Below are 19,609 nucleotides of genomic sequence, written 5' to 3'. Positions count from 1 at the left end.
GTTCCCTCCCATGTGTTTAAAAAATTAACCGGCTGATCGTCAACTTTCTAAGACTTCGGCAGGAACTCGTCAGTGAACACCTTGCTGACATCCGGCTCGGATTTCAACGCTCCAATCTCCACCAGCTGCCGTCCCAGCTCGGCCCAGCGCTCTTCTGTCATATAACCGAGACCATGCTCCGCCGCATCACCTTCATATACAAAAGGGATAAGCGTCTCCGCAGCGTAATTCAGCTTATCTTTGGTGAAATCCGGGTTTGCCTGCAAAATGACGTCATTCACCGTATCATAGTTGGTCTTGTAGTAATCCCAGCCCTTCATGGAGGCCTCTACATAAGCACGTACGATGTCAGGATGGTCCTGAATATACTGCTCTGTTGTAAAGAGCACATTGGAGTACGGATTATAACCGGCATCCTCCAGCAGCAGGAAATTGACGTCTACGTTCTGCTGCTTCATTTCATAGGGCTCACTTGTGACATATCCCTGAATAGCGGCCTTTTCATCCGCCACGAAAGGAGCAAGCGAACCGGTGTAGGCCATATCCCGTACCTGATCCAGATTGTATTTTTTCTTCACATAATCCCAGAATACCGACCCTGTTCCGACATAAACGGTACGGTTATTCAAATCAGCAAAGGATGAAATATTTGGGTTGGCATGGACCATCAGACCTTGCGGGCTTTTCTGAAAAATCGTTGCAATCGCGACCAGCGGAATTCCTTGCTCCCGGGCAACAAGCAGCTGATCCGCCGTCGTAAGTCCGAATTGAGCCTTGCCGGAGGCCACAATCTGTGTCGGAGATACCTGCGGGCCACCCGGCTGGATGGTCATATCCAGACCCGCCTCTTCGTAATAGCCCTGCTCCTTGGCTGCATACAGACCGCCATGCTCCGCCTGCGCAAACCAGTTCGTCACCTGGGTAACCGCCGTCAGCTTCCCGCTTCCCCCTGCGGAGCCGGATGTGCCAGCCGTGGCCTCCTGCTCAGACGGCTGATTGCCGCAAGCAGCCAATAATGTTGATAAAGAAAGAACTATGGACAGTAAAATAGCAGATCCGGATTTTCTGAACTTGTTCATCTCATTCCCACTCCCCAAGAAGAAATCTGAAGCTGTTTATTCGTCATCCGCTACCGGATTGCGAAGCGGCGCAAACCCGCTGATTCTGCATTCGGTCGTATCTCCGCGCTGAATCCGGACGGACCCAGGGGTGCCTGTCATAATGACGTCACCCGGATAGAGGGTCATCATTTGCGAAAAGTACGAAACGATGAACCATGGATGATAGATCATGCGGGCCACGGTATTGCTGTGAACGACCTCTTCGTTCAGAACGGTTTCGACGGTCAGGCTCTGCAAATCGCTGATTTCGTCAGGTGTGACCAGCTGTGAACCGAGACTGAAGAACGTATCAAACACCTTGGAGCGCTGCAGAAATCTCGGATTACGCGCGTGGATATCCTGGCTTGTCATATCCAGCGTTGCCGCAAACCCGGCGATGACGTCCTGCGCTCGCTCTTCCGGCACATGTTTGCAGGTTCGGCCAATAATAATGGCAAGCTCTGCTTCTGACGTCACATTTGCGGTTTGAGCAGGAATCCGGATATGCTCCTCCGGTCCGATCAGGCTTGTGTCCGGCTTCATGAAGCAAATTGGCTCGGCCTCTGGCGGAGTCGCCGCCAAATCGATCGCTTTCTGCATGTAATTCATGCCGATACCCCAAATTTTGCGGGGCTGACGGAAAAGCGGGGCAGGCATGGCATCCTCCGTCTGAACGGAAGGGATCGACGCGAGCTTGCTATCCCCGCGCTTCCTATACCAATGGATCAGCTGCTCAAGTTGCCCCTGCTGCAAAATCTCCATCACGGACAGCCCCCAATCGCTGCCTTCCGCCCGATTGATCTCCTCCATCAGAAAATACTGGCCGGCATGCTCCACCGCCGCCCGCTCTTCGCTGCCGGATTTCAGACTGACAAGCTTCATACAAGCTCTCCCGCCGCATGCTCCACCGATTTGTTCTTGAGCAGATCCGTAATTTCAAAATCACACAGCTCCTCAAGCGCCTCCGACAGGATGGCAGCAATTCTGTCCTGAATGATGCGCCCTTTCCCGGGCGTGGCCAGGGTCGCGTCACCGGCAATGCCGGTAGCGGAGATATCCGCCATTTTCCAGCCAAAGCGGATCTTGCCTTCCAGTGTAAGAAACCGGTATGGGGACATATCGGGAAGCTCCTTGACCAGAAACTCGTTTTGCACCCAGTCCGGCTTGATGGACATCACTACGGAAGTCTCATAATCGCCGCCATGAATCCCGTACTCCAGCTCCTCGGGAGAGATAAGGTCCTCCGCCACCTTGAGACTGCCGGGGCTGAGATAAAATACCATCATGCCCGTTCTGATCCGGATTTCACGGGAGGCCGTATTCAGCAGATCCACATTGCCGCCGTGGGTATTAAACAGCAGCAGCTTGCGGAATCCGCTCGCTTGCAGACTTTCTGCAATATCCAGCATGATGGCGAGCAGCGTATTCGCTGACAGAGAGATGGTGCCCGGCAGCCCGATATGCTCATTGCTCTTGCCATAGGAGACAGGGGGCAGCAGCCATATCTCTTTGTCCGGACTTACGCGCTCCAGCGTCTGCGTTAATGTCGCTTCCCCGATCAGGGTATCCGTGAATACCGGCAGATGCGGCCCGTGCTGCTCCACAGCCCCCACCGGCAAAATGACCAGCGCCTTGTCCTTCGCCATTTCCTTGATCTGTTTGCTTGTCAGGCGGGGCAAAAAGCGCTCCTCCCATGCCGTACCCTCATATCTTAAAAACATATTGGACACCTCTCTTGTGGCTTTTGATGTTCTGTTGCGACAGGGGCATATAACCCCAGCCTTATCGATTTCATGAATTGGCTTGTTTATCCTTGTACTGCCGAGGCAAGGGACGCGGCCCATTCCAGCAAACGCAAATCCTGTCCCGGACCGGCGATGACGGAAATCCCCACCGGACAGCCCTGCACCTCTGCAGCAGGAATCGTCAGCTGCGGCAGGCCCGCCAAACCGGCGATACAGGTCAGCCGCATCGTTTTCACCCGGCGCTCTTCAATCTGCGGTCCGCTCATGCCCAGCTTTGGCGCCGTTCCGGTTGTCGTCGGGATCACCAGCACCGTGTCGCTGCCGAGCAGCTCTGCCAAGTATTGTCGAACCTCCGCTCGGCGTGCAGCTTGCTTTTCCATCTCGGCGCGCTCAATGGTGCCGGCCCAGGAGAAGCGTGCGGCAATATCCGGTCCGAATACAGGCTGCTCTCGTTCGATCCAGGCACCATGCTCCTGCCATATTTCATAGCCCTGTATCGTTCTGAACATCGCCATCCATTCGGCCAACCCCTGCGGGGCAATGCGAATGGATCCATGTCTCGCTCCCGCCGCGCACAGCAGATTGAGACAGGGGGCCAGCGCCTCGCTGCTCTCCGCGTCAGCCAGCTCCCAGGCATCTTCCGCCGTAATCACCCGGCCGAACCCGGAAGCCGATGCCTCCTGATGCGGCAGCAGTATTTCGCCCGCCCGACGCAGCGTTTCGGGATCACAGGCCATCCAGCCCACAGTATCAAAACTGGCGGCGAGCGGAATGACACCTTGCACGGTTACGCTGCCATGTGTCGGACGCATCCCGTATACACCGCAGTATGAAGCGGGGACGCGCACCGATCCGCCCGTATCCGTTCCAAGCGCGAAGTCCGCGAGCCCCGCGGAGACGGCAACGGCCGAGCCGCTGGAAGACCCGCCCGGAATGCGGTCCGGTGCCTTTGGGTTGACTGGTGTGCCATAATGAAAATTTTCACCATTCAGGCTGAACATCAGCTCATCCGTATGTGTCGTACCGGTCAGCCGTGCTCCTTGGCGGAGCAGCAGATTGACCACTTCCGCGTGCTCCTGGGCAGGGCCGTGCGTTTCCAGCCAGCCCGGATTGCCCGCTCCATTCGTATAACCGTGTACAGCAAACACATCCTTAACCATAAAGCCGAGACCATCGAGCGTTCCCAGTCCTGTCGGTTCAACTGTCACATGGTTGACAATGGCGTTCCACTGATCTTTCATTTCATCCTCCCATCCCTTCCGCTCATCCTTCCAGAGGTGTCCATTGTTCAGGTGTAATTTTCAATTTTGCGTGTTCCCGATCCGGTCAGTTCATCCACCAGCCAGGCGGAATCAGCAACGAAGCCGTAGCATTGTTTAATATTGTAAAGCGCTGCTTCCGAGCAGAATGCCGGTGAGCTCGTCGCAGAGCAATCCTCCAGCAGGATGCCGTCATATCCCAGACAGGCCGCGTCCTGCAGCGTATGCATCACGCATTGGTCCAAATTCACCCCGGCAAACAGCACCGTCTGAACATTCAGATTGCGCAGAATACTGTCAAGCGGCGTATCCCAAAACCCGCTCATGCGATATTTATCCACATAAATATCGTCTGCAGCCGTATTCAGGCCATCGACAATGGCCGCTCCCCAGCTTCCTTTCTCCAGTACCTTCGAGCCATTCCAAGGCAGCGCATCCCCGATGCCCGTTCCACGGCCGTCCGAGTTGTACACATGCAGCACGGATGGCGGCACGTTCATGCGGTCTTCCCGGTTGCCCCAGTTTACCCAAATGACAGGCACACCTACCTTGCGCAGCTCGGGCAGCAGCCGGTTCAACCGGCTGACCGGACTCTGCAGCGGCGCTGTATCCACACCGATGGAATCCAGCCAGCCTCCGGGGGTACAGAAGTCATTTTGCATATCGATGACGATGACTGCCGTATGCTCAAGATCAAAGATCACCTTCTGCGGCTGCGCGGGCAGGGTTACAGGGGGGCCGGGCTTTTGCGTCCGCCGCAAATCCACCAGCGTTTCAGACACCCGCCAATAGTTCCTTCGATTTCCCAATTTGAACATATAAGTCCCTCATTTTCCTGTAGATTGTTGCTTCTCCGGTTCAGCGCTAAGGCTTGGCTAAATATTCTGTCGTGAACGCTTGGGTGGTATCCTGTTCCTTTGTCAAACCTCCGCTTTGCAGCATTTGCTTCTGCAGGGTACTCCACCGTTCCGCCGTCATATGTCCGATTCCATTAGCTTTTGTCTCCTCATTCAGAATGAAAGGCTTCTCTTGCTCAGCCTCATAATTCATCGCCTCCACCGTCATGTCCGGATTGTAGGTCTGAATAAAGGGGTTGACCGTTTCGTAGTTATCCAGATAGTAGCTCCAGCCCTTCTGGCTTGCCTGCACTACAGCCTCCACGATATCGGGATGTTCTTTCAGATAGTCTTCGGTTGTAAAAAGAACATCCGCATAGTTCGCATACCCGGAATCGGCAATTTTCAGAACATCGACATCGATACCCTGCTTGGCAAGTGCGTACGGCTCGTTGGTAATATAGCCCTGATTCAGCGAGCCGGGATCATTAATAAAATTGACAAGCTGACCGTTGTACTTCATTTCTTTGACATCCGTCAAATGGTACTGGCTCTTGATATATTCCCAATAAGGCACCGCCGTCCCGATGTATACGGTTCTGCCGTTCAGGTCGCTGAAATCGCTGATGTTCTGCCCTCTATGGAAAATGAGCACCTGCGGCGTATGCTGAAAGCCTGCAAGGATGCCAACCACAGGAATCCCCTGCTCTCGTGCCTTCAAAATTTCATCCGCATACGAGATGCCGAATTGGGCTTTGCCCGCAGCGACGAGCTGCATGCTGGACACCTCCGGCCCGCCGGGCTGGATCGTCATATCGATGCCCTTGTCTTTGTAATAATTCTGCTGTAATGCCGCAAAATAGCCGCCATCTTCCCCTTTGGCATACCATGCCTCAATCAGCCGGACCTTTTCCAAACGAGGGCTGTCTCCTTCTCCAGCCGCAGCTGAAGATTCCGGAGCAGAAGCATTGGAGCATGCGCTAAGAAGCAGCAGCAGCAAAGCCGTACCCGACAGCACCCATTTCCTGTAACTTAAATGCAGAAGATGCTTGGACATACCGTACCCCTCCCTGTTGTGATGTCATTTCATTGCTGATTCATGCCAGGACTGGAGCAGCCTGTTCGAAATCATATTGATGATCAGGAAAAAAGCGATGCCGAGGGCGGATGCCGCCAAACCGCAGGCGAACAGATACGGAGTTTGCAGGCGGGTGGCGGCGACGGTAATTCCGTATCCGAGTCCTCCCTGCCCGCCGCCGATGCCGGCAATGTATTCTCCCACAATGGCTCCAACCACCGAGCTTGAACAGGAAATTTTCAGACCTGCCATAATGTATGGGAGGGCCGCCGGAAAGCGCAGCTTCCAGATCGTTTGCAGCTTGCTGGCATTGTACAGATAAAACAGATTTTTCATGTTCTGATCCGTGGAATTCAGTCCGATCAGCGTATTTGACAAAATCGGGAAAAAGCTGATCAGAAATGAAATGATGACAATCGCATTGATGCCTGCCCCGAACCAGATTACAATGATCGGCGCGATCGCGACGACGGGAATAGTCTGCAGGATAATCGCATATGGATAAACGCTTTTTTCCACCGTCTTGGACAGGGCCAGCAGGATGGCGATGGATATCCCCAGCACGGTGCTGATGGCAAAACCGATCAACGCCTCTACAATGGTTGTGCTTACCGAGGTGATCAGGTTTGAGCTGTTCTCGATTGCGGCTGCTGCAATATCGGACGGCTTTGGCAAAATATACGGCGGCATTCCGATCAGCCGTACGATCCATTCCCAGCCGCCCATAAATAGGACAAAGACAACAAAGGGAGGAAAAATCTTCTTTAGCAGGCTCATAATCGCATTTCCGCCTGCTGCAGCACCGCTGCGGCCGCCCCTCTTGCTGGAAGTCCGGATAGCTGCCGTCGTTTCAACGGCCGGACTTGCTGCCATTTTTTCCATGTCTCATTCCACTCCTCTCGTTTCTCTCTATCAGTGCTTCAACACATCGGACACACTGCGCACATAATCACCGAATTCCGGACGGGTCCGGAATTCATCATCCCGCGGGTAAGCGAACGGAATATCGATGATGTCCGAAATTTTGCCCGGGCGCGGCGTCATGACTACAACCTTTGTCGATAGAAAGACACTTTCAAACACGTTATGGGTAATGAACAGAACCGACATTTTTTTGTCCTGTTCCCAAATATCCAGCAATTCATCCTGCAGGGTCTGCCGAGTGATTTCATCCAATGCGCCAAACGGCTCATCCATCAGCAGCAGCTTGGGTCTGGAGATCAACGCTCTTGCAATCGACACCCGCATCTTCATTCCGCCCGACAATTCACGGGGCAGCACCTTCGTGTAATCTTTCAAGCCTACCAGCTCAAGCACCCGCTCTCCTTCCGCGGCCCGTTCCTTCTTGGATATGCCGTGCAGCGTGAGAGGCATCGTTACATTATCAATGAGCTTTGCCCAGGGCAGCAGAGTATGCTCCTGAAATACAAAAGCGATCTCATTTTGCTTGCGCGCTTCTTTGGGTGAAGTGCCCAGCACGGACAGATGGCCGGAGGTCGGTTCCGTCAGACCGGCAATCATATTAAAAATCGTTGACTTGCCGCAGCCGGAGGGTCCGACAAAGCAGAGAAATTCTCCTTCTCCCACCTGCAGCTCCGCATGCTGAACCGCAATCGTCCCGTTGGGGTATATTTTGCCGACATCATTGATCACAAGCATGGAACGGCTCCCCTTCCCAGCGGCTGCCGCTTGATTTTGAGTAAGCTGCATCCTCATCCCCCTCTTCTCCTTGAAGTTGTGTCCCATCATAAAGCCAAAACTCCGGTATGTAAATATTTCTGACACAATTTTGGTTTATGATCTAATGATATGGACTTCATACTGTTTTGAAAACAGAATTTATATATTTCGTGTCATTTTATATGACTTTTAATGTAACTGAATATTTGCAGAAAGCTACGGAGAGCTTATATAATTTCCTAAAAACCTGTGTCTGAGATCACAGGAGCGAACTTGTCTGCGGTTTACGCATCATTATTGAGAAGGAGCGATCTGGCATGCATTTAACCGTAGAGGACGCTTTAACGATCTATCCGTTATCGGAAGGGAAGCTGGCGGCTGGCAAAAAAGGAGTGACCCGCACGATCAGCTCCATTAATTTAATGGATGCGCCGGATGTCATTAACTGGATGAAGGAAGGGGAACTGCTGCTGACGACGGCTTATGCCATCAGGGATTCACCAGAGGAATTTGTCACTTTGCTGCGCAAGCTGAATGAACGGGGGTCTTCGGGACTTGGCATCAAACTTGGCCGGTACTGGTCGGAAATCCCCGAGATCGTTCTGCGCGAAGCCGACCGGCTGAGCTTTCCCCTGATCGAGCTGCCCTTTGAATTCACCTTTTCCGAACAAATCACTGCACTCTTTCAGTCCGAGTTTCAACGTGATACACGAAGACTGAACGAGCTGCTGGAAACACAGAAAAAGCTTGTTGATTTTGCCATGCAGGCGGATGAATATACCGATTATTTCCAGGAAATCACAAGCATTTTGGGGCGTCCTGTCGCCGTGGTGACTGCCGATGGAATGGTTTTGTACAATGTGATCGGCTGTTCTGAACAAGAATTGCTGAGCGATTGGCCCTGGCATCTGGACAACCGGTTTTATAAAGCGGCGGGCAAGCTGCTGTATCGGACTCCACTGCTGAAAAGCGGAACATCTTACGGTTATCTGCTGGTGCAGACCGGGAATTTGCAGGAAGCGAATGAAATGGAGGGGATTTTTCATCAGGCCGCCGTCATCCTCTCCTATCATTTAGAGGTCATCCGGAACCAGGAGGCTGCCGCCGCAGGAAGACGGCTCGGTATGACGATGGAGCGTTACCTGAAAGGAAACGCCTCCCGGCAAATCGTGCTTGAATTCGCGGAGGTGCTGGGGAGCGGCTTCTGGGACGGCCCTTATGTATGCATGATATCTTCAGCGGATACAAGCGCATGGGACCAGGACAGACAGCGCCGCCGGCTGCGGGAAATTCAGGAGAGGCTGCAGGAGCATCCGAAGACGGCCTCCCTAGAATCGCATCATTTTTATGTGATGAATCGTGTGTATTCCCTTTTGCGGATTCCGGAGGGGGAAGCCAGGGAGCGCAAGCTGTATGAGCAGACCGCACGCTTGTATTCGGATCTGATGAACACATGGGGTTATGGAAACGGAGCAAACGCATGTTATATCAGCAAAATCAGAACGGGTGTCGATTCGTTGATCGACGGCTTCCGGGAGTGTGCAGATGCCGAAAGAATCAGCGGGGAGCTGGGCTTAATCGAACCGGTTGTCCTGTTCGCCGATCTGGAATTCGTGTATCTCTTCCGGCATACTCCGCCGGAAGTCATGAACAGGTACTGTTCTTATTTATTCCATCCTCTGCTGGATAAAGACGAGGAATACGCCGGCGAAATGATGCGTACGCTTGAAGCTTATTTTGCCAACAACGGGCAGGTGAATGAAACCGCGCGCGAGCTGTTCATCCACCGTAACACAGTTCTGTATCGGCTGGAGAAAATCACGGGACTGCTGAATCTGGATTTAAAGAAAACCGATGATTTGCTGAAGTTGAAGCTTGGGTTGATGTTTCGGCATCTGTTGCCGAACGGCGGAAAGGCTTAATTCTGATACTACTTTCGTAGGTTGTGAGACGCTCCGAGAACGAAGCATTCCTCCAATCACTGTTGACCCTTCGGGCCAAAGGTGAACGCTCCGCTTTTCCGGAATCGCTTCGTCCTCTCCGCTGCTTCGTGCGTGCACAGACTTAAAGCATCAAGAAGAAATCGCTGATTTCCTGCGATCTTTATGGCAGAAAAGGCCGGGAACAGGAGCAAGTTCCCTGTTCTCGGCCTTTGTCCTTCCGGTCATCGAATAGCATTAATTCGAGATTTAATCTTATTTCGACCGCGCCAAACCTTCTAATTTCTTCTATATGCAAACTGACGTTTAAGTTTAATATTATCACACTTAACATCTATTATTATTTATCTGTTATTAATCGAAATGCCATGATTCATAAAACGGCTGAAATTATTCACTGAACCAATTTACTTGATTCTTTTCAGTTCAGCTTCCTGCTGGATGGAGCGGGCAGAGAGCAGTTCAATGATTTTATGTTGGTTATCCAAGATGGCTTCCATCTTTATAACACGTTCATTGGTATCCAGTACTGCTTGCTTAATCAACCCTTGCTCGGTTTTCAACTGGTCCAATCGATTATCCACCTGGTTCAACCGATTATCTACCTGGTCCAACCGATTGTGAATAGGGACGAATTCTCCCTTAATCCCCTCTTGCTCAGTTTTCAGATAGTTCAATTGATCATTAATAGGAACAAGTTCTTCCTTAATGACTGAACGCAGCAGCTCTTTTAATTCATTGTTCATAAGTTCCGCTCCCTCAACATGAAGATTTTGATAGTCTCGCACATCACTTATTTAAGATATACACCAAGAGCAAGATGATAATGCAACGAGAAACTTGAATGATGATTATTGTCTAATTTCACAGATACAATAGAACTTTCAATTATTTAAGCTGATTATATCACAACACGTAAAAAAGTAACAACTTAAAAAATTCAGACTTCGCCTACCTAATCCAGCCTACATTTTCATTAAGCTTCACTTGAGTTAGAAGCGGGGAACTTCTTTGGGGGGAAGGCAAAGCTCGAACCACTGACCCCCACCCTGTCAAGCTGGCGCTCTCCCAACAACCAACAGATTAAGTCATCTATCACTGCAGAAAATGATATTACCCGACCATGCAAAAAACCTCGGACATGAAAATCCGAGGTTTTTAAAAGCACTGCTGCTTCAAAGAACGATTGCTCTCAAAAGCTATTTTTACAGATCGTCCATCAAATCCAAAATATATTGCGGAACCTCGCGGCCATACTTCTCGGTGCCGTCCGTGCTCACAATCAAGGGCTCTCCATCCAGAAGCGGGTAACCCCCGCCGAATTCAAAGTCCACTTCCGCAACTCTGCCGCGGCCGTACTTTCTTGCCGTTGCCTCCTCACTCACCACATGGAGCACGGATCTCATGTCAATATACGCGTAACCTGTTGCCATTTGTTCATCACTCCTTTTCTCTGTCCATTATACGGTGACAGCTCCCCATACCGCAAAGGCGGGGCTTCTCGGATCATCCGGACACCTGTCTGTTGCCTACTAAGTACCATTAATTCTTCTCCTGCGCTGCCATCCATTCCTCATGCAAAATGCCCATGATGATGAGGTCATAACGGCGACCGTCCCGCCTTACCGCTTCCCGTTCTCTTCCTTCCAGCCGAAAACCGGCCTTCTCATAAGCGCGAATGGCTCCGGGATTGTATTCGATCACATTCAGTCCTACCCGGTTCAGATTCAGCTCATGGAAGGCATAACGCAGAATCAGATGAAGCGCGTCCGTTCCGTACCCTTTGCCTCGGTTCCTAGCCTCTCCTATGCCGATCGCAAGCTTTCCGGCTCCATTATTCCACTCAATGCTGTGAATGGCTGCAAAGCCAATGAGCTCGTCATCTGTAACCGTTCTCAGCCTGAAATAGACTTCATTGGGATTGGGTGTCCCTTCCTGCTCAATCCGGCTGCGCTGAAAGGGCAAGGCGATGTCGGTATCCACGTTGCGCAGGTAATCAGGGTCTTCTCCCCAGCGGAGAATAATATCGGTATCCTCTTCTCGTATTCCGGTTAGCTTTACCAGCTTGCCCTGAAAAAAGTTAGATGTCAATCCCATGAAGCTCTCTCCTTCTTAGTACGGATTTCTCTATGTTATAGGCACACGTATGTAAAATCAATCCCCTGCGTTAAAGCATATGGAAAACCACCGCTGCTTCAATCCGAAACAGCGGCGGCCCGTGAGCGTGTCTATTCAATGTTCTGCCTTACAGAACAAGGTTCAGTTTGTAAACGTATGTCTGCCAAGTGTCAGCACAGCGGGACGGGCCATGCTCCACTTTGAAGTGGCGATTGCCGGATTGTAATAATAGAGCGAGCCGTTGGTCGGATCCACACCGTTCAGCGCCTGGCGGGCTGCTGCGTAGGCCGTTTTATTCGGAGTCAGATAATACTGTCCGTCCTGTACGGCTGTAAACTGTCCCGGCTGCATAATAATATCAGGAATGGAGCTCGGAAATTCGTTCGACTGGACGCGGTTCAGAACGACGGCGCCGACAGCCACCTGTCCCTTAAAGGACTCTCCCCGTGCTTCTGCATATATAATTCGTGCAAGCTGCTCAAGAGTCGTATGGCGCGCAGGAGATAATGCGTTCAGCTTGGCTTTCGTAGCCGGGCCTACTACACCATCCGCGGCTAACCCGTAGTCACGCTGAAAGCGCTTGACGGCCGAGTCAGTAATAGAGCCGAAATAACCTGTGAAGCCAGCCTTGAAATAACCAAGCGTCGCTAGCTGCTCCTGCAGTTGCAGCACATGCTCGCTTTGCGTTCCTTTCGAAATAGCTTGCGCGCTTGCCTCGGCAGGCGCGAAGGTTAGACCCAAAGCACAGGCACAGGATAAGATAAGAGCGGATAATTTCTTCATTGGTCGAGACAACCCCCACATTCATTTTCTGTCCGGGCACATGACCCGGCTAGTCCAACTCATGGCGTTCATCCGATAGTGAAGCTGCCGTACACGCTCGGAACGGCGGATTAACATAAACCCAAATGAAAAGCATCGGACAAAGCTGATTCCGTAGAAGTGTATCATATTTAAAGTAACTGGATAACCCGGCTCCAGACCTATCATAAAATGTTGTCACAGCAGCATTTTTTGCATTTTTCCGCTAACGGCGCACAAAAATTTAGGGCTTTGGTTACATTTTTGTAACCGCCCGTTTCTATTCGAATTGACCGAGTTATAAGAACGAGTTGGCGTCAAAGTTAACCATCTTCTTTAACAAAATTGAAAAAGAGGCCCTCCCAAAGCCATTTTTAATGACTAATGGGAGAGCCCCGTTTTAATAGGATAAAAGATGAAAGCATCAAGCCCGAACTTTTAATTTCTTTTTGATTTGCGTAGCCAGAAGCTCAAGTAAGATCGCAAATGCCAATATAAGATAAGTTATAGCCCCAATTTCTCTGACATCATAATAAAAGCTGCTGGCCATGAACATATCAAAACCAATGCCCCCGGCTCCGGCCGCTGCACCCATGGCGACAGCAACAGCAAAGTTGATCTCGAATCGCATAAACGTCCAGGAGAGCAGGTAGGTCATCGATGACGGAATGACGGCCTGGAATACGATCATCCACCAGCCGGCGCCACTCGCCTTCAAGGCTTCAATGACTCCTTTATCCAATTCCTCAAAGGACTCGGAGTAAGCCTTCACCAGGTAGCTGACCGAATGGAACGTCATGCCGATGACGGCCGCTACACCGCCAAGACCTGCCGCAACGGCGAATATCAATACCCACAGCACTGTAGGCACGGCGCGAATGAAGGATACGGCTGCCTTGACAGCCACGGAGACTCCATTTGAAGACAGATTTCTAGCTGCAAAAAGTCCCAGAAACAAGGCAATAACCGCACCGAACAATGTGGTCAGAAATGCGAGACCCAGCGTGATGCCGACCTGTTTCAGCGCTTCCCCAAACGTAAAGTGATTCATCTGCGGCTCCAGGAACATAACTCGTACGGTATCCATCGTCGAGACAACCGCATCCCGGAACTGAATATCCTTGTAATCAAACGTCAAAAATCCATATATCGTCAGCAGCACCAGCAAAATGAGCGTAACCGAAATGACGAAGGACGATTTACTGAACGGCTTTGCCTTGATGCGCTCCCCGGACAAAGCCTTGGAGGTCATCGGTTCAGATAGAGGATGTTCCATCACTACAAAATGACCCTCCTTACATAGTTGGATACCGTCTCAATGAGCAGAATGGCTGCAACGATCACCAGGACGACCAAAGAGGCCGAGCTATAATTCAGACTCTTGTAATACAGACTGAACAAAAAGCCGATTCCCGTTCCGGTCAGAATGCCGATAAGCGTCGCATGCCTGATATTTGTTTCAATCGTAAACAGGACCCAGCTCAGCAATTGCGGAAGGCTTGAAGGAATAACCGACTTGAAAATAATGAGTAAATAGCCGGCCCCCGTCGCACGCAGCGCCTCCACGGAATGGCTGCTCACTTCATCAATAGACTCGATAAAGGCGCGCGTCAAAAATCCGAATGAGCCAAAAAACAGGGCAAAGTAGCCTGTCAGCACACTTTGGCCGAAAGAAAACAGCAGAATCATGGACCATGCGGCAACATCAATATTGCGAAACAATGTCGCGACAAAGCGCCCGATAAAGCTGAAAATACCGCCCCCGCCCGTTGCTTGAGAACCCATAATGGCGAAAAAGAGTGCGAAAACCGCGGCGACCGTCGTTGCCGCAATCGATACCAGGAGGGTCTCGAGCAGTGACGTGATCATTTCAGGCAACTTGTCCATCGCTTTCCCATTCGGATAAAAATTGTGCACGGCCCATTCCGCCGCCTTCGGAATCGAGGTAAATCCCTTGATGACATCGAATTCGGTTACGGCAATCGCTGCGTAAGTGATGATCAGCAGCAAGGCGCAGTACAGCAAAGAATTTCTTCTTTTACGCGCAAAGAAATTAGCCTGCATGCTGACCTCCTTCACCTGTCATATAATCCTCAAGCCTTGATCCGTAGATACGATGCAGCTCTTCCGGTCCGACATCACCTGGCGCTCCGTCATACACGATCTTTCCCTCGTTTACGCCGATAATCCGGCCGGAATATTTCAAGGCGACATCCACCTGATGCAGGTTGACCAGTACCGTAATGCCCATGGACGAACAGACGTTGCGCAGATGCTCCATAATCGTCCGGGAAGCGTTCGGGTCAAGTGAGGCAATCGGCTCGTCGCATAAAAGCAGTTTCGGGTTCTGGATCAGCGCGCGTGCAATGCCCACCCGCTGCTTCTGTCCGCCGCTCAATTGATCACAGCGCTTGTAGATTTGCTGCTCCAGACCGAGCAGCTTGAGAATGGCATGGGCCTGTCTTTTCTCTTCCTCTGAATAAAGTCCAAGAATACCCGCAAAAGTTGACTTGTAGCCAAGCCTGCCATGCAGCACATTTTCGATGACACTTAAGCGTTCGACAAGATTATAATGCTGAAAGATCATGCCGATCCGGGTTCTCAGTTTTTTCAGTTCATTTTTCTTGAGGCTGTTCACACGAAGCCCGTCGAACATGATGTCACCGCTGCTTGCGTCGATCATCCGGTTAATGCATCTGAGCAGTGTTGATTTTCCCGCTCCGGAAGGGCCTATAATGGATACGAATTCACCCTCACCTACGGTAAAGCTCACATTTGACAAAGCCTGGGTATCCTCGCCGTACTTCTTGGCAACCTGCTTCAGGTGAAGTAACTGCGTCATAACAGAAGTGCACCCTCCTAACGTTTACATCGTAACCCTCATTTTACTTAGCTGACAGCTCGCGAATCGGATTGAACCATTCGTCCTCCACAGGCAGAAACTTTTCATTTCCCGACTTTTGCTTGAGCAAACCGGAATCCTTGGAATCGGCAGGCAACAGAATTTTCTCGTTTTTCGCAAATTTATCGGAGGTAAACAGCTCCTTCAGCTTGGTCACCTCTTCTTCGCTTACCGTATCGGTGTTCACCACGAATGGGGAATTCAGCACCGGTGTTACGGAAATAAGTGAAAATTGTTTGCCGGCAAGCGTATTGAAAGGTTCAGCCGCACCGTCTTTTACCGTATAAACCGCTCCCGGTGTGTTGTCTTCTCCTTCGGTCAGATCTACGTAATTATCTACGCATGTATTACAGAAGGCAGCCACGTCCGCTTTCCCTGTAAGCAGGTTGACAGCCGATCCCTGGTGGGAACCGCCAAACAGAACTTCACTGAAAAACTTGTCCTTGCCGCCCTGCAGCAAATCCTCGGCAGTCAGATCCTTATACTGATCCATGCTGCTGAAGTGGGTCACGATGCCGGCAGAAGGCACCTTGAAGCCGGAGGTTGAAGAGTTTGAAACAAAGGAGAATTTTTTACCAGCAATGTTGTCGATGGAAAACTGGTCGCCGTTTTTATACTCGCCCTCTTCTCCCTTGCGGACGTTCAGCCAGCTGTAATAGACAGCATCATCCAATGTTCCCGACTCTCCGCTCAAAACAACCATAGGCAATACTTTCTCATTTTTCTGATGGGCTTCGATGTATCCCTGAGGTCCCATAAAAGCAAGGTCTGCATTTCCGTTCGCAATCGCTTCGATCGCAATGATATAGTCCGTCGTCGTCTGTTGCACCACTTTCTTGCCGGTCGCCTCTTCGATCATTTTTCCGATTTCCTCCCGCGCTCCCTTGAGCTCTGCGCCGGATTCATTCGGATACCAAACCATGGTGAGCGTATCAGATTCAGCCGTAGCTCCTTGCCCCCCGTTACCACAACCCGACATGACCAAGATCACAGAGAGAAACAGAATGATCGCCAGTGATTTCTTCATGAATTGGACTCCTCCCGAAATCAAAACTATAAAATGATTCTAATTCAGTATAAAAGAGGTGTATTTTCAGCATGTTAGAGTAATTTTAAGTTATCACCATAATTTTCAGAAAATTCTGCTACGATCAATGTTATTGTAAACGAACGAACATATTAGCTGGAGGCCAACGCGCCACCCGCAATCTTGTACTCTCTTGTGCAGAGGCTCTCCATAAATTCCAGGTCGTGAAAAATGCCCAGCATCGTCGTGCCTTCCTGCATCAGCTGCTCAATGAGCAGCTTGACCTTTTGCTTGGACGCATCATCAAGACTCGCCGTCGGCTCATCCAGCAGCAAAAGCCGTGGACGCTTGACCATCGCTCTGGCGATGTTCAGCCTCAGCTTCTCCCCTCCGGAAAAGGTGGCCGGATAGCTGTCCCACAATTCCCTGCTCAATTCGAAATGGGTCAGCATGTTTACCGCTTCCGCTGCGGCGAATTGCGCATCATGTCCCATTTCGAGAACAGCCTGATGAACGAGCTCCCTGGCCGAGGTTCGGGGCATGACGTTCAGAAACTGGGATACATAACCGATCTCGGAGCGGCGGAGATGGATGATCGTTCTTTCGGAGGCGGCAGCCAAATTGATGTTCCCGAATTGTGTGGAGTCATACCAGATCTCCCCTTCATGCGGAAGGTAAGTACGGTAAATGCATCGCAGGATCGTCGACTTTCCGCTGCCGCTTTTTCCTGTAATGCCGACGAATTCACCCTCCTTCACATACAGATTGATGTTGTTCAGCGCCGTAATTTCCTGATTCATGTGATGCAGTGTAAATGATTTGGACAGCCCTTCGATCGACAACAGATTTTGTCCCATGTTGGCTCCTCCTTTCGCGGGTAAGCATCAGATTCTGTAATTCGTTTGCTGGATCAGCTTTCCGTCAACCATTACGGTCGTAATGACGGGAAAGTCATCAGGCTCTAGGCGTTCTATGATCAGCACGTCGGCCTTTTTGCCCTCCCTGATCGAACCGACTTCATCATCGATGCGCACGGCCTTCGCCGGATTCAGGCTGACAAGCTTGAACATTTCGGCAAAATCCTTCCCCAGCTCGCTTGAAAGCTGAAAAACGGCATGCAGCATGGACGCAGGATAATAATCACTGCACAAAATATCGATAGACCCATCGCTGACCGCCTCCTGTGCAGACAAATTTCCGCTGTGCGACCCGCCCAGGATGACGTTCGGGGCGCCGGCAATCGTGTACATGCCCTTCTTCTTCGCTTCGCGCGCAATCTCCAGCGTGATCGGAAATTCGCTGATCGTTGCGCCGAAGCTTTGCACCAGCTCCAGCTTGTCCAGGGAGTCATCATCATGCGATGCAATAGCAATTCCCCTTGCCGCCGCTATTTCCGCAATCTCGCGTATGCTTTCGACCGTAAGCTTTTCCTTGGTCAGATGGTTGGCAATAAGTACGTTCATGCCTTCTTCCGTAATGTGGTCATATCCGCGAACCGTTTTTTTATAGACCTCCAGATCCCTGTACTGTCCCTGGCCGGGAGTATGATCCATAAAGGATATGAGATGAACTTTATCCTCCTCAATATAACCCTTCAGGTCATTAACCTCGCTCAGATTGTCAATCTCGAACCTTGCATGAAAGCGGTGACGGATCAGATGCTTTGTTTGATGCGTTTGGCTAATCAGCTCAAGCAGCTTGCGCACATTCTCCGGCTCGCGGATCGGCCGGTATTTATAGTCCACCGATTTAAAGAGGGACAACGAATGATACATCGTCGTAATGCCGTGCGAGATCAGCTCTTTCTCCGTTTCCCGCAAACTGAGTCCGAAATGAATGAGTGAGGTCGGACGCGGAGCGGTCATGTGCTCAATGTAATCGGAGTGAATGTCGATCATGCCTGGAGTAACATATCCGCCCTTGGCGTCGATGATCTGCACTTCCGGACCGTTCTCCCATTCGCCGGCCCGCACAATTCCGGCAATCCTGCCGTGTTCGATCAGAAGGTCAAAGCCTTCAAGAAGAGCCTCCTCCGTAACCATAATTCCACCTGTAATCACATACATAGGAACGACTCCCTTTCTTTAATTGCGTGTTCAAAAAGTCAGGTTTTCAGCACCGAGAAGGTTGGATGAAGCCAGGGACTGAGGAGCGGAGCGTACGTTGGGTACGTGAGCACCGGAAGGCCCGGCTGAATTCAAGATTCGATGTCGAGTCCGCTCCCTGACTTCCTTCGTGATCAAAAGATGACTTTTTGAACTACCTCTTTAAATTCGTCACAGCAGAGAATGTACCAGTTGCTGGGTATAAGCATGCTGCGGATCTTCAAGAATCTGATCCGTTAGCCCCTGCTCAACGATTTGCCCGTCAAGCATGACCAGTGTCCTGTCGGCCAGCATGCGGATGACGCCGAGGTCATGGGATACCAGCAAAATGCTGATGTTCAGCTCTCTTTGCAAATGCCTGATCAGGTCAAGCACACTCGCCTGCACGGAAAGATCAAGCCCTGTTGTCACCTCGTCCAGCAGCAGAATGGGCGGGTTGTTCGACAATGCCTTGCCAATCTGAACTCTCTGCTGCATGCCGCCGGAGAAGTTTTGCGGTGCTTCCTTCATTCTGTGGACCGGGATATGAACCTTGGCGAGCAGCTCGCTGCCGCGCCCTTCCATGGCGGCGGCATTGCGGCTGCCGGCCGCGATCATCTTCTCGGCAATGTTGCCTACCGAAGAAAAGTTAAGCCGCAGTCCGAGCACCGGATTTTGATACACCTTGCCCATCAGCTGATTGCGGACGAATCTTTTTTGCTGGGACGATTCCTCGAACAAATTGCGCGTTCCTTCTTTATAGGAGCTCAGGTAAGCTTTACCGCCCGTAACGTCCTGATCAAAGTACAGGCATTTCATCAAGGTCGACTTCCCGCTGCCGCTTTCTCCAACGATTCCCAGCACTTCTCCTGGATATAAATCGAAATTAATGTTCTGGCAGGAGTAGACGGTGCCGCAGGCGGGGCAGTAATTCCGGTCCAACCGGCGGTCATACGGGCTGCTGCATCGCGGGCATCCTGTCCCAAACTGCTTGTTTAAATCTTGTATACTTAAAATAGGTTCAGCTGCTGTAATCATG

Annotated in this window: 20 protein-coding genes; 1 reads left to right on the top strand and 19 read right to left on the bottom strand. The window is 51.1% G+C overall.

What is annotated here, in order from left to right; genetic code table 11:
- Positions 1-47 precede the first annotated feature (47 nt).
- The 8 genes from ACI1P2_RS09995 to ACI1P2_RS09960 all read right to left on the bottom strand — a co-directional run bounded on the left by ACI1P2_RS09995 (position 48) and on the right by ACI1P2_RS09960 (position 7,728).
- Complete coding sequence (locus ACI1P2_RS09995; protein WP_355319268.1) at positions 48-1,079, bottom strand: ABC transporter substrate-binding protein; 1,032 nt, start codon at positions 1,077-1,079, stop codon at positions 48-50.
- Positions 1,080-1,115: 36 nt separating this feature from the next.
- The gene (locus ACI1P2_RS09990) at positions 1,116-1,982 is read right to left on the bottom strand and encodes a fumarylacetoacetate hydrolase family protein (RefSeq protein WP_355319266.1); all 867 of its coding nucleotides are present in this window, start codon (positions 1,980-1,982) and stop codon (positions 1,116-1,118) included.
- The gene (locus tag ACI1P2_RS09985; RefSeq protein ID WP_355319264.1) at positions 1,979-2,821 is read right to left on the bottom strand and encodes a creatininase family protein; all 843 of its coding nucleotides are present in this window, start codon (positions 2,819-2,821) and stop codon (positions 1,979-1,981) included. The genes ACI1P2_RS09990 and ACI1P2_RS09985 overlap by 4 nt, the downstream gene beginning before the upstream one ends.
- An 86-nt stretch (positions 2,822-2,907) precedes the next feature.
- Positions 2,908-4,086 (bottom strand): amidase, encoded by a 1,179-nt coding sequence (locus ACI1P2_RS09980; RefSeq protein WP_355319262.1) that lies wholly within the window; start codon positions 4,084-4,086, stop codon positions 2,908-2,910.
- 47 nt (positions 4,087-4,133) lie between these two features.
- Positions 4,134-4,922 carry a cysteine hydrolase family protein gene (locus ACI1P2_RS09975; protein WP_355319260.1) on the bottom strand — a complete coding sequence of 263 codons (789 nt, stop codon included), beginning with the start codon at positions 4,920-4,922 and terminating at the stop codon, positions 4,134-4,136.
- Between the two features lie 46 nt (positions 4,923-4,968).
- On the bottom strand, positions 4,969-5,997 hold the full coding sequence (locus tag ACI1P2_RS09970) for an ABC transporter substrate-binding protein (RefSeq protein ID WP_355319258.1): 1,029 nt from the start codon (positions 5,995-5,997) through the stop codon (positions 4,969-4,971).
- Between the two features lie 24 nt (positions 5,998-6,021).
- Positions 6,022-6,900: an ABC transporter permease gene (locus ACI1P2_RS09965; protein ID WP_408976189.1), complete on the bottom strand. Its 879-nt coding sequence runs from the start codon at positions 6,898-6,900 to the stop codon at positions 6,022-6,024.
- 30 nt (positions 6,901-6,930) lie between these two features.
- Positions 6,931-7,728 (bottom strand): ABC transporter ATP-binding protein, encoded by a 798-nt coding sequence (locus tag ACI1P2_RS09960; RefSeq protein ID WP_355319256.1) that lies wholly within the window; start codon positions 7,726-7,728, stop codon positions 6,931-6,933.
- A 287-nt stretch (positions 7,729-8,015) separates the two neighbouring features.
- Here ACI1P2_RS09960 and ACI1P2_RS09955 point away from each other — a divergent pair, with 287 nt between their 5' ends.
- The gene (locus tag ACI1P2_RS09955; RefSeq protein WP_355319254.1) at positions 8,016-9,620 is read left to right on the top strand and encodes a PucR family transcriptional regulator; all 1,605 of its coding nucleotides are present in this window, start codon (positions 8,016-8,018) and stop codon (positions 9,618-9,620) included.
- A 425-nt stretch (positions 9,621-10,045) separates the two neighbouring features.
- Here the strand turns inward: ACI1P2_RS09955 and ACI1P2_RS09950 are convergent, their stop codons facing one another.
- The 11 genes from ACI1P2_RS09950 to ACI1P2_RS09900 form a co-directional block, all read right to left on the bottom strand.
- Positions 10,046-10,384, bottom strand: coding sequence for a hypothetical protein (locus tag ACI1P2_RS09950; RefSeq protein ID WP_355319252.1), 339 nt, complete (start codon positions 10,382-10,384; stop codon positions 10,046-10,048).
- Between the two features lie 459 nt (positions 10,385-10,843).
- Positions 10,844-11,071 (bottom strand): hypothetical protein, encoded by a 228-nt coding sequence (locus ACI1P2_RS09945; protein WP_355319250.1) that lies wholly within the window; start codon positions 11,069-11,071, stop codon positions 10,844-10,846.
- A 109-nt stretch (positions 11,072-11,180) separates the two neighbouring features.
- A complete protein-coding gene (locus ACI1P2_RS09940) occupies positions 11,181-11,729 on the bottom strand; it encodes a GNAT family N-acetyltransferase (RefSeq protein WP_355319498.1) in 549 nt (182 codons plus the stop codon).
- A 168-nt stretch (positions 11,730-11,897) separates the two neighbouring features.
- Positions 11,898-12,539, bottom strand: a complete 642-nt coding sequence (locus ACI1P2_RS09935; RefSeq protein WP_355319248.1) for a cell wall hydrolase — start codon at positions 12,537-12,539, stop codon at positions 11,898-11,900.
- 442 nt (positions 12,540-12,981) lie between these two features.
- The gene (locus ACI1P2_RS09930) at positions 12,982-13,833 is read right to left on the bottom strand and encodes a PhnE/PtxC family ABC transporter permease (RefSeq protein ID WP_355319496.1); all 852 of its coding nucleotides are present in this window, start codon (positions 13,831-13,833) and stop codon (positions 12,982-12,984) included.
- 2 nt (positions 13,834-13,835) lie between these two features.
- The gene (locus ACI1P2_RS09925) at positions 13,836-14,621 is read right to left on the bottom strand and encodes a PhnE/PtxC family ABC transporter permease (RefSeq protein ID WP_355319246.1); all 786 of its coding nucleotides are present in this window, start codon (positions 14,619-14,621) and stop codon (positions 13,836-13,838) included.
- Positions 14,611-15,399, bottom strand: a complete 789-nt coding sequence (phnC, locus tag ACI1P2_RS09920; RefSeq protein ID WP_355319244.1) for a phosphonate ABC transporter ATP-binding protein — start codon at positions 15,397-15,399, stop codon at positions 14,611-14,613. Before phnC ends, ACI1P2_RS09925 begins: the two co-directional genes overlap by 11 nt.
- A 43-nt stretch (positions 15,400-15,442) precedes the next feature.
- Positions 15,443-16,486 carry a phosphate/phosphite/phosphonate ABC transporter substrate-binding protein gene (gene phnD / locus ACI1P2_RS09915; RefSeq protein WP_355319242.1) on the bottom strand — a complete coding sequence of 348 codons (1,044 nt, stop codon included), beginning with the start codon at positions 16,484-16,486 and terminating at the stop codon, positions 15,443-15,445.
- 152 nt (positions 16,487-16,638) lie between these two features.
- Entirely contained in the window at positions 16,639-17,343 is a 705-nt protein-coding gene (gene phnL, locus ACI1P2_RS09910; protein WP_355319240.1) for a phosphonate C-P lyase system protein PhnL, read from the bottom strand.
- Between the two features lie 27 nt (positions 17,344-17,370).
- Positions 17,371-18,552, bottom strand: coding sequence for a phosphonate metabolism protein PhnM (gene phnM / locus ACI1P2_RS09905; RefSeq protein ID WP_355319238.1), 1,182 nt, complete (start codon positions 18,550-18,552; stop codon positions 17,371-17,373).
- 210 nt (positions 18,553-18,762) lie between these two features.
- Positions 18,763-19,608 (bottom strand): ATP-binding cassette domain-containing protein, encoded by an 846-nt coding sequence (locus ACI1P2_RS09900; protein WP_355319236.1) that lies wholly within the window; start codon positions 19,606-19,608, stop codon positions 18,763-18,765.
- Position 19,609: the final 1 nt, after the last annotated feature.

Origin of the sequence: Paenibacillus jiangxiensis, from assembly GCF_046098255.1 — a bacterium.
In the GTDB taxonomy this organism is placed as follows: domain Bacteria; phylum Bacillota; class Bacilli; order Paenibacillales; family Paenibacillaceae; genus Paenibacillus; species Paenibacillus jiagnxiensis.
The sequence above is the reverse complement of the archived record's forward strand: the minus strand, read 5'-3'. Positions and strand labels throughout refer to the sequence as shown.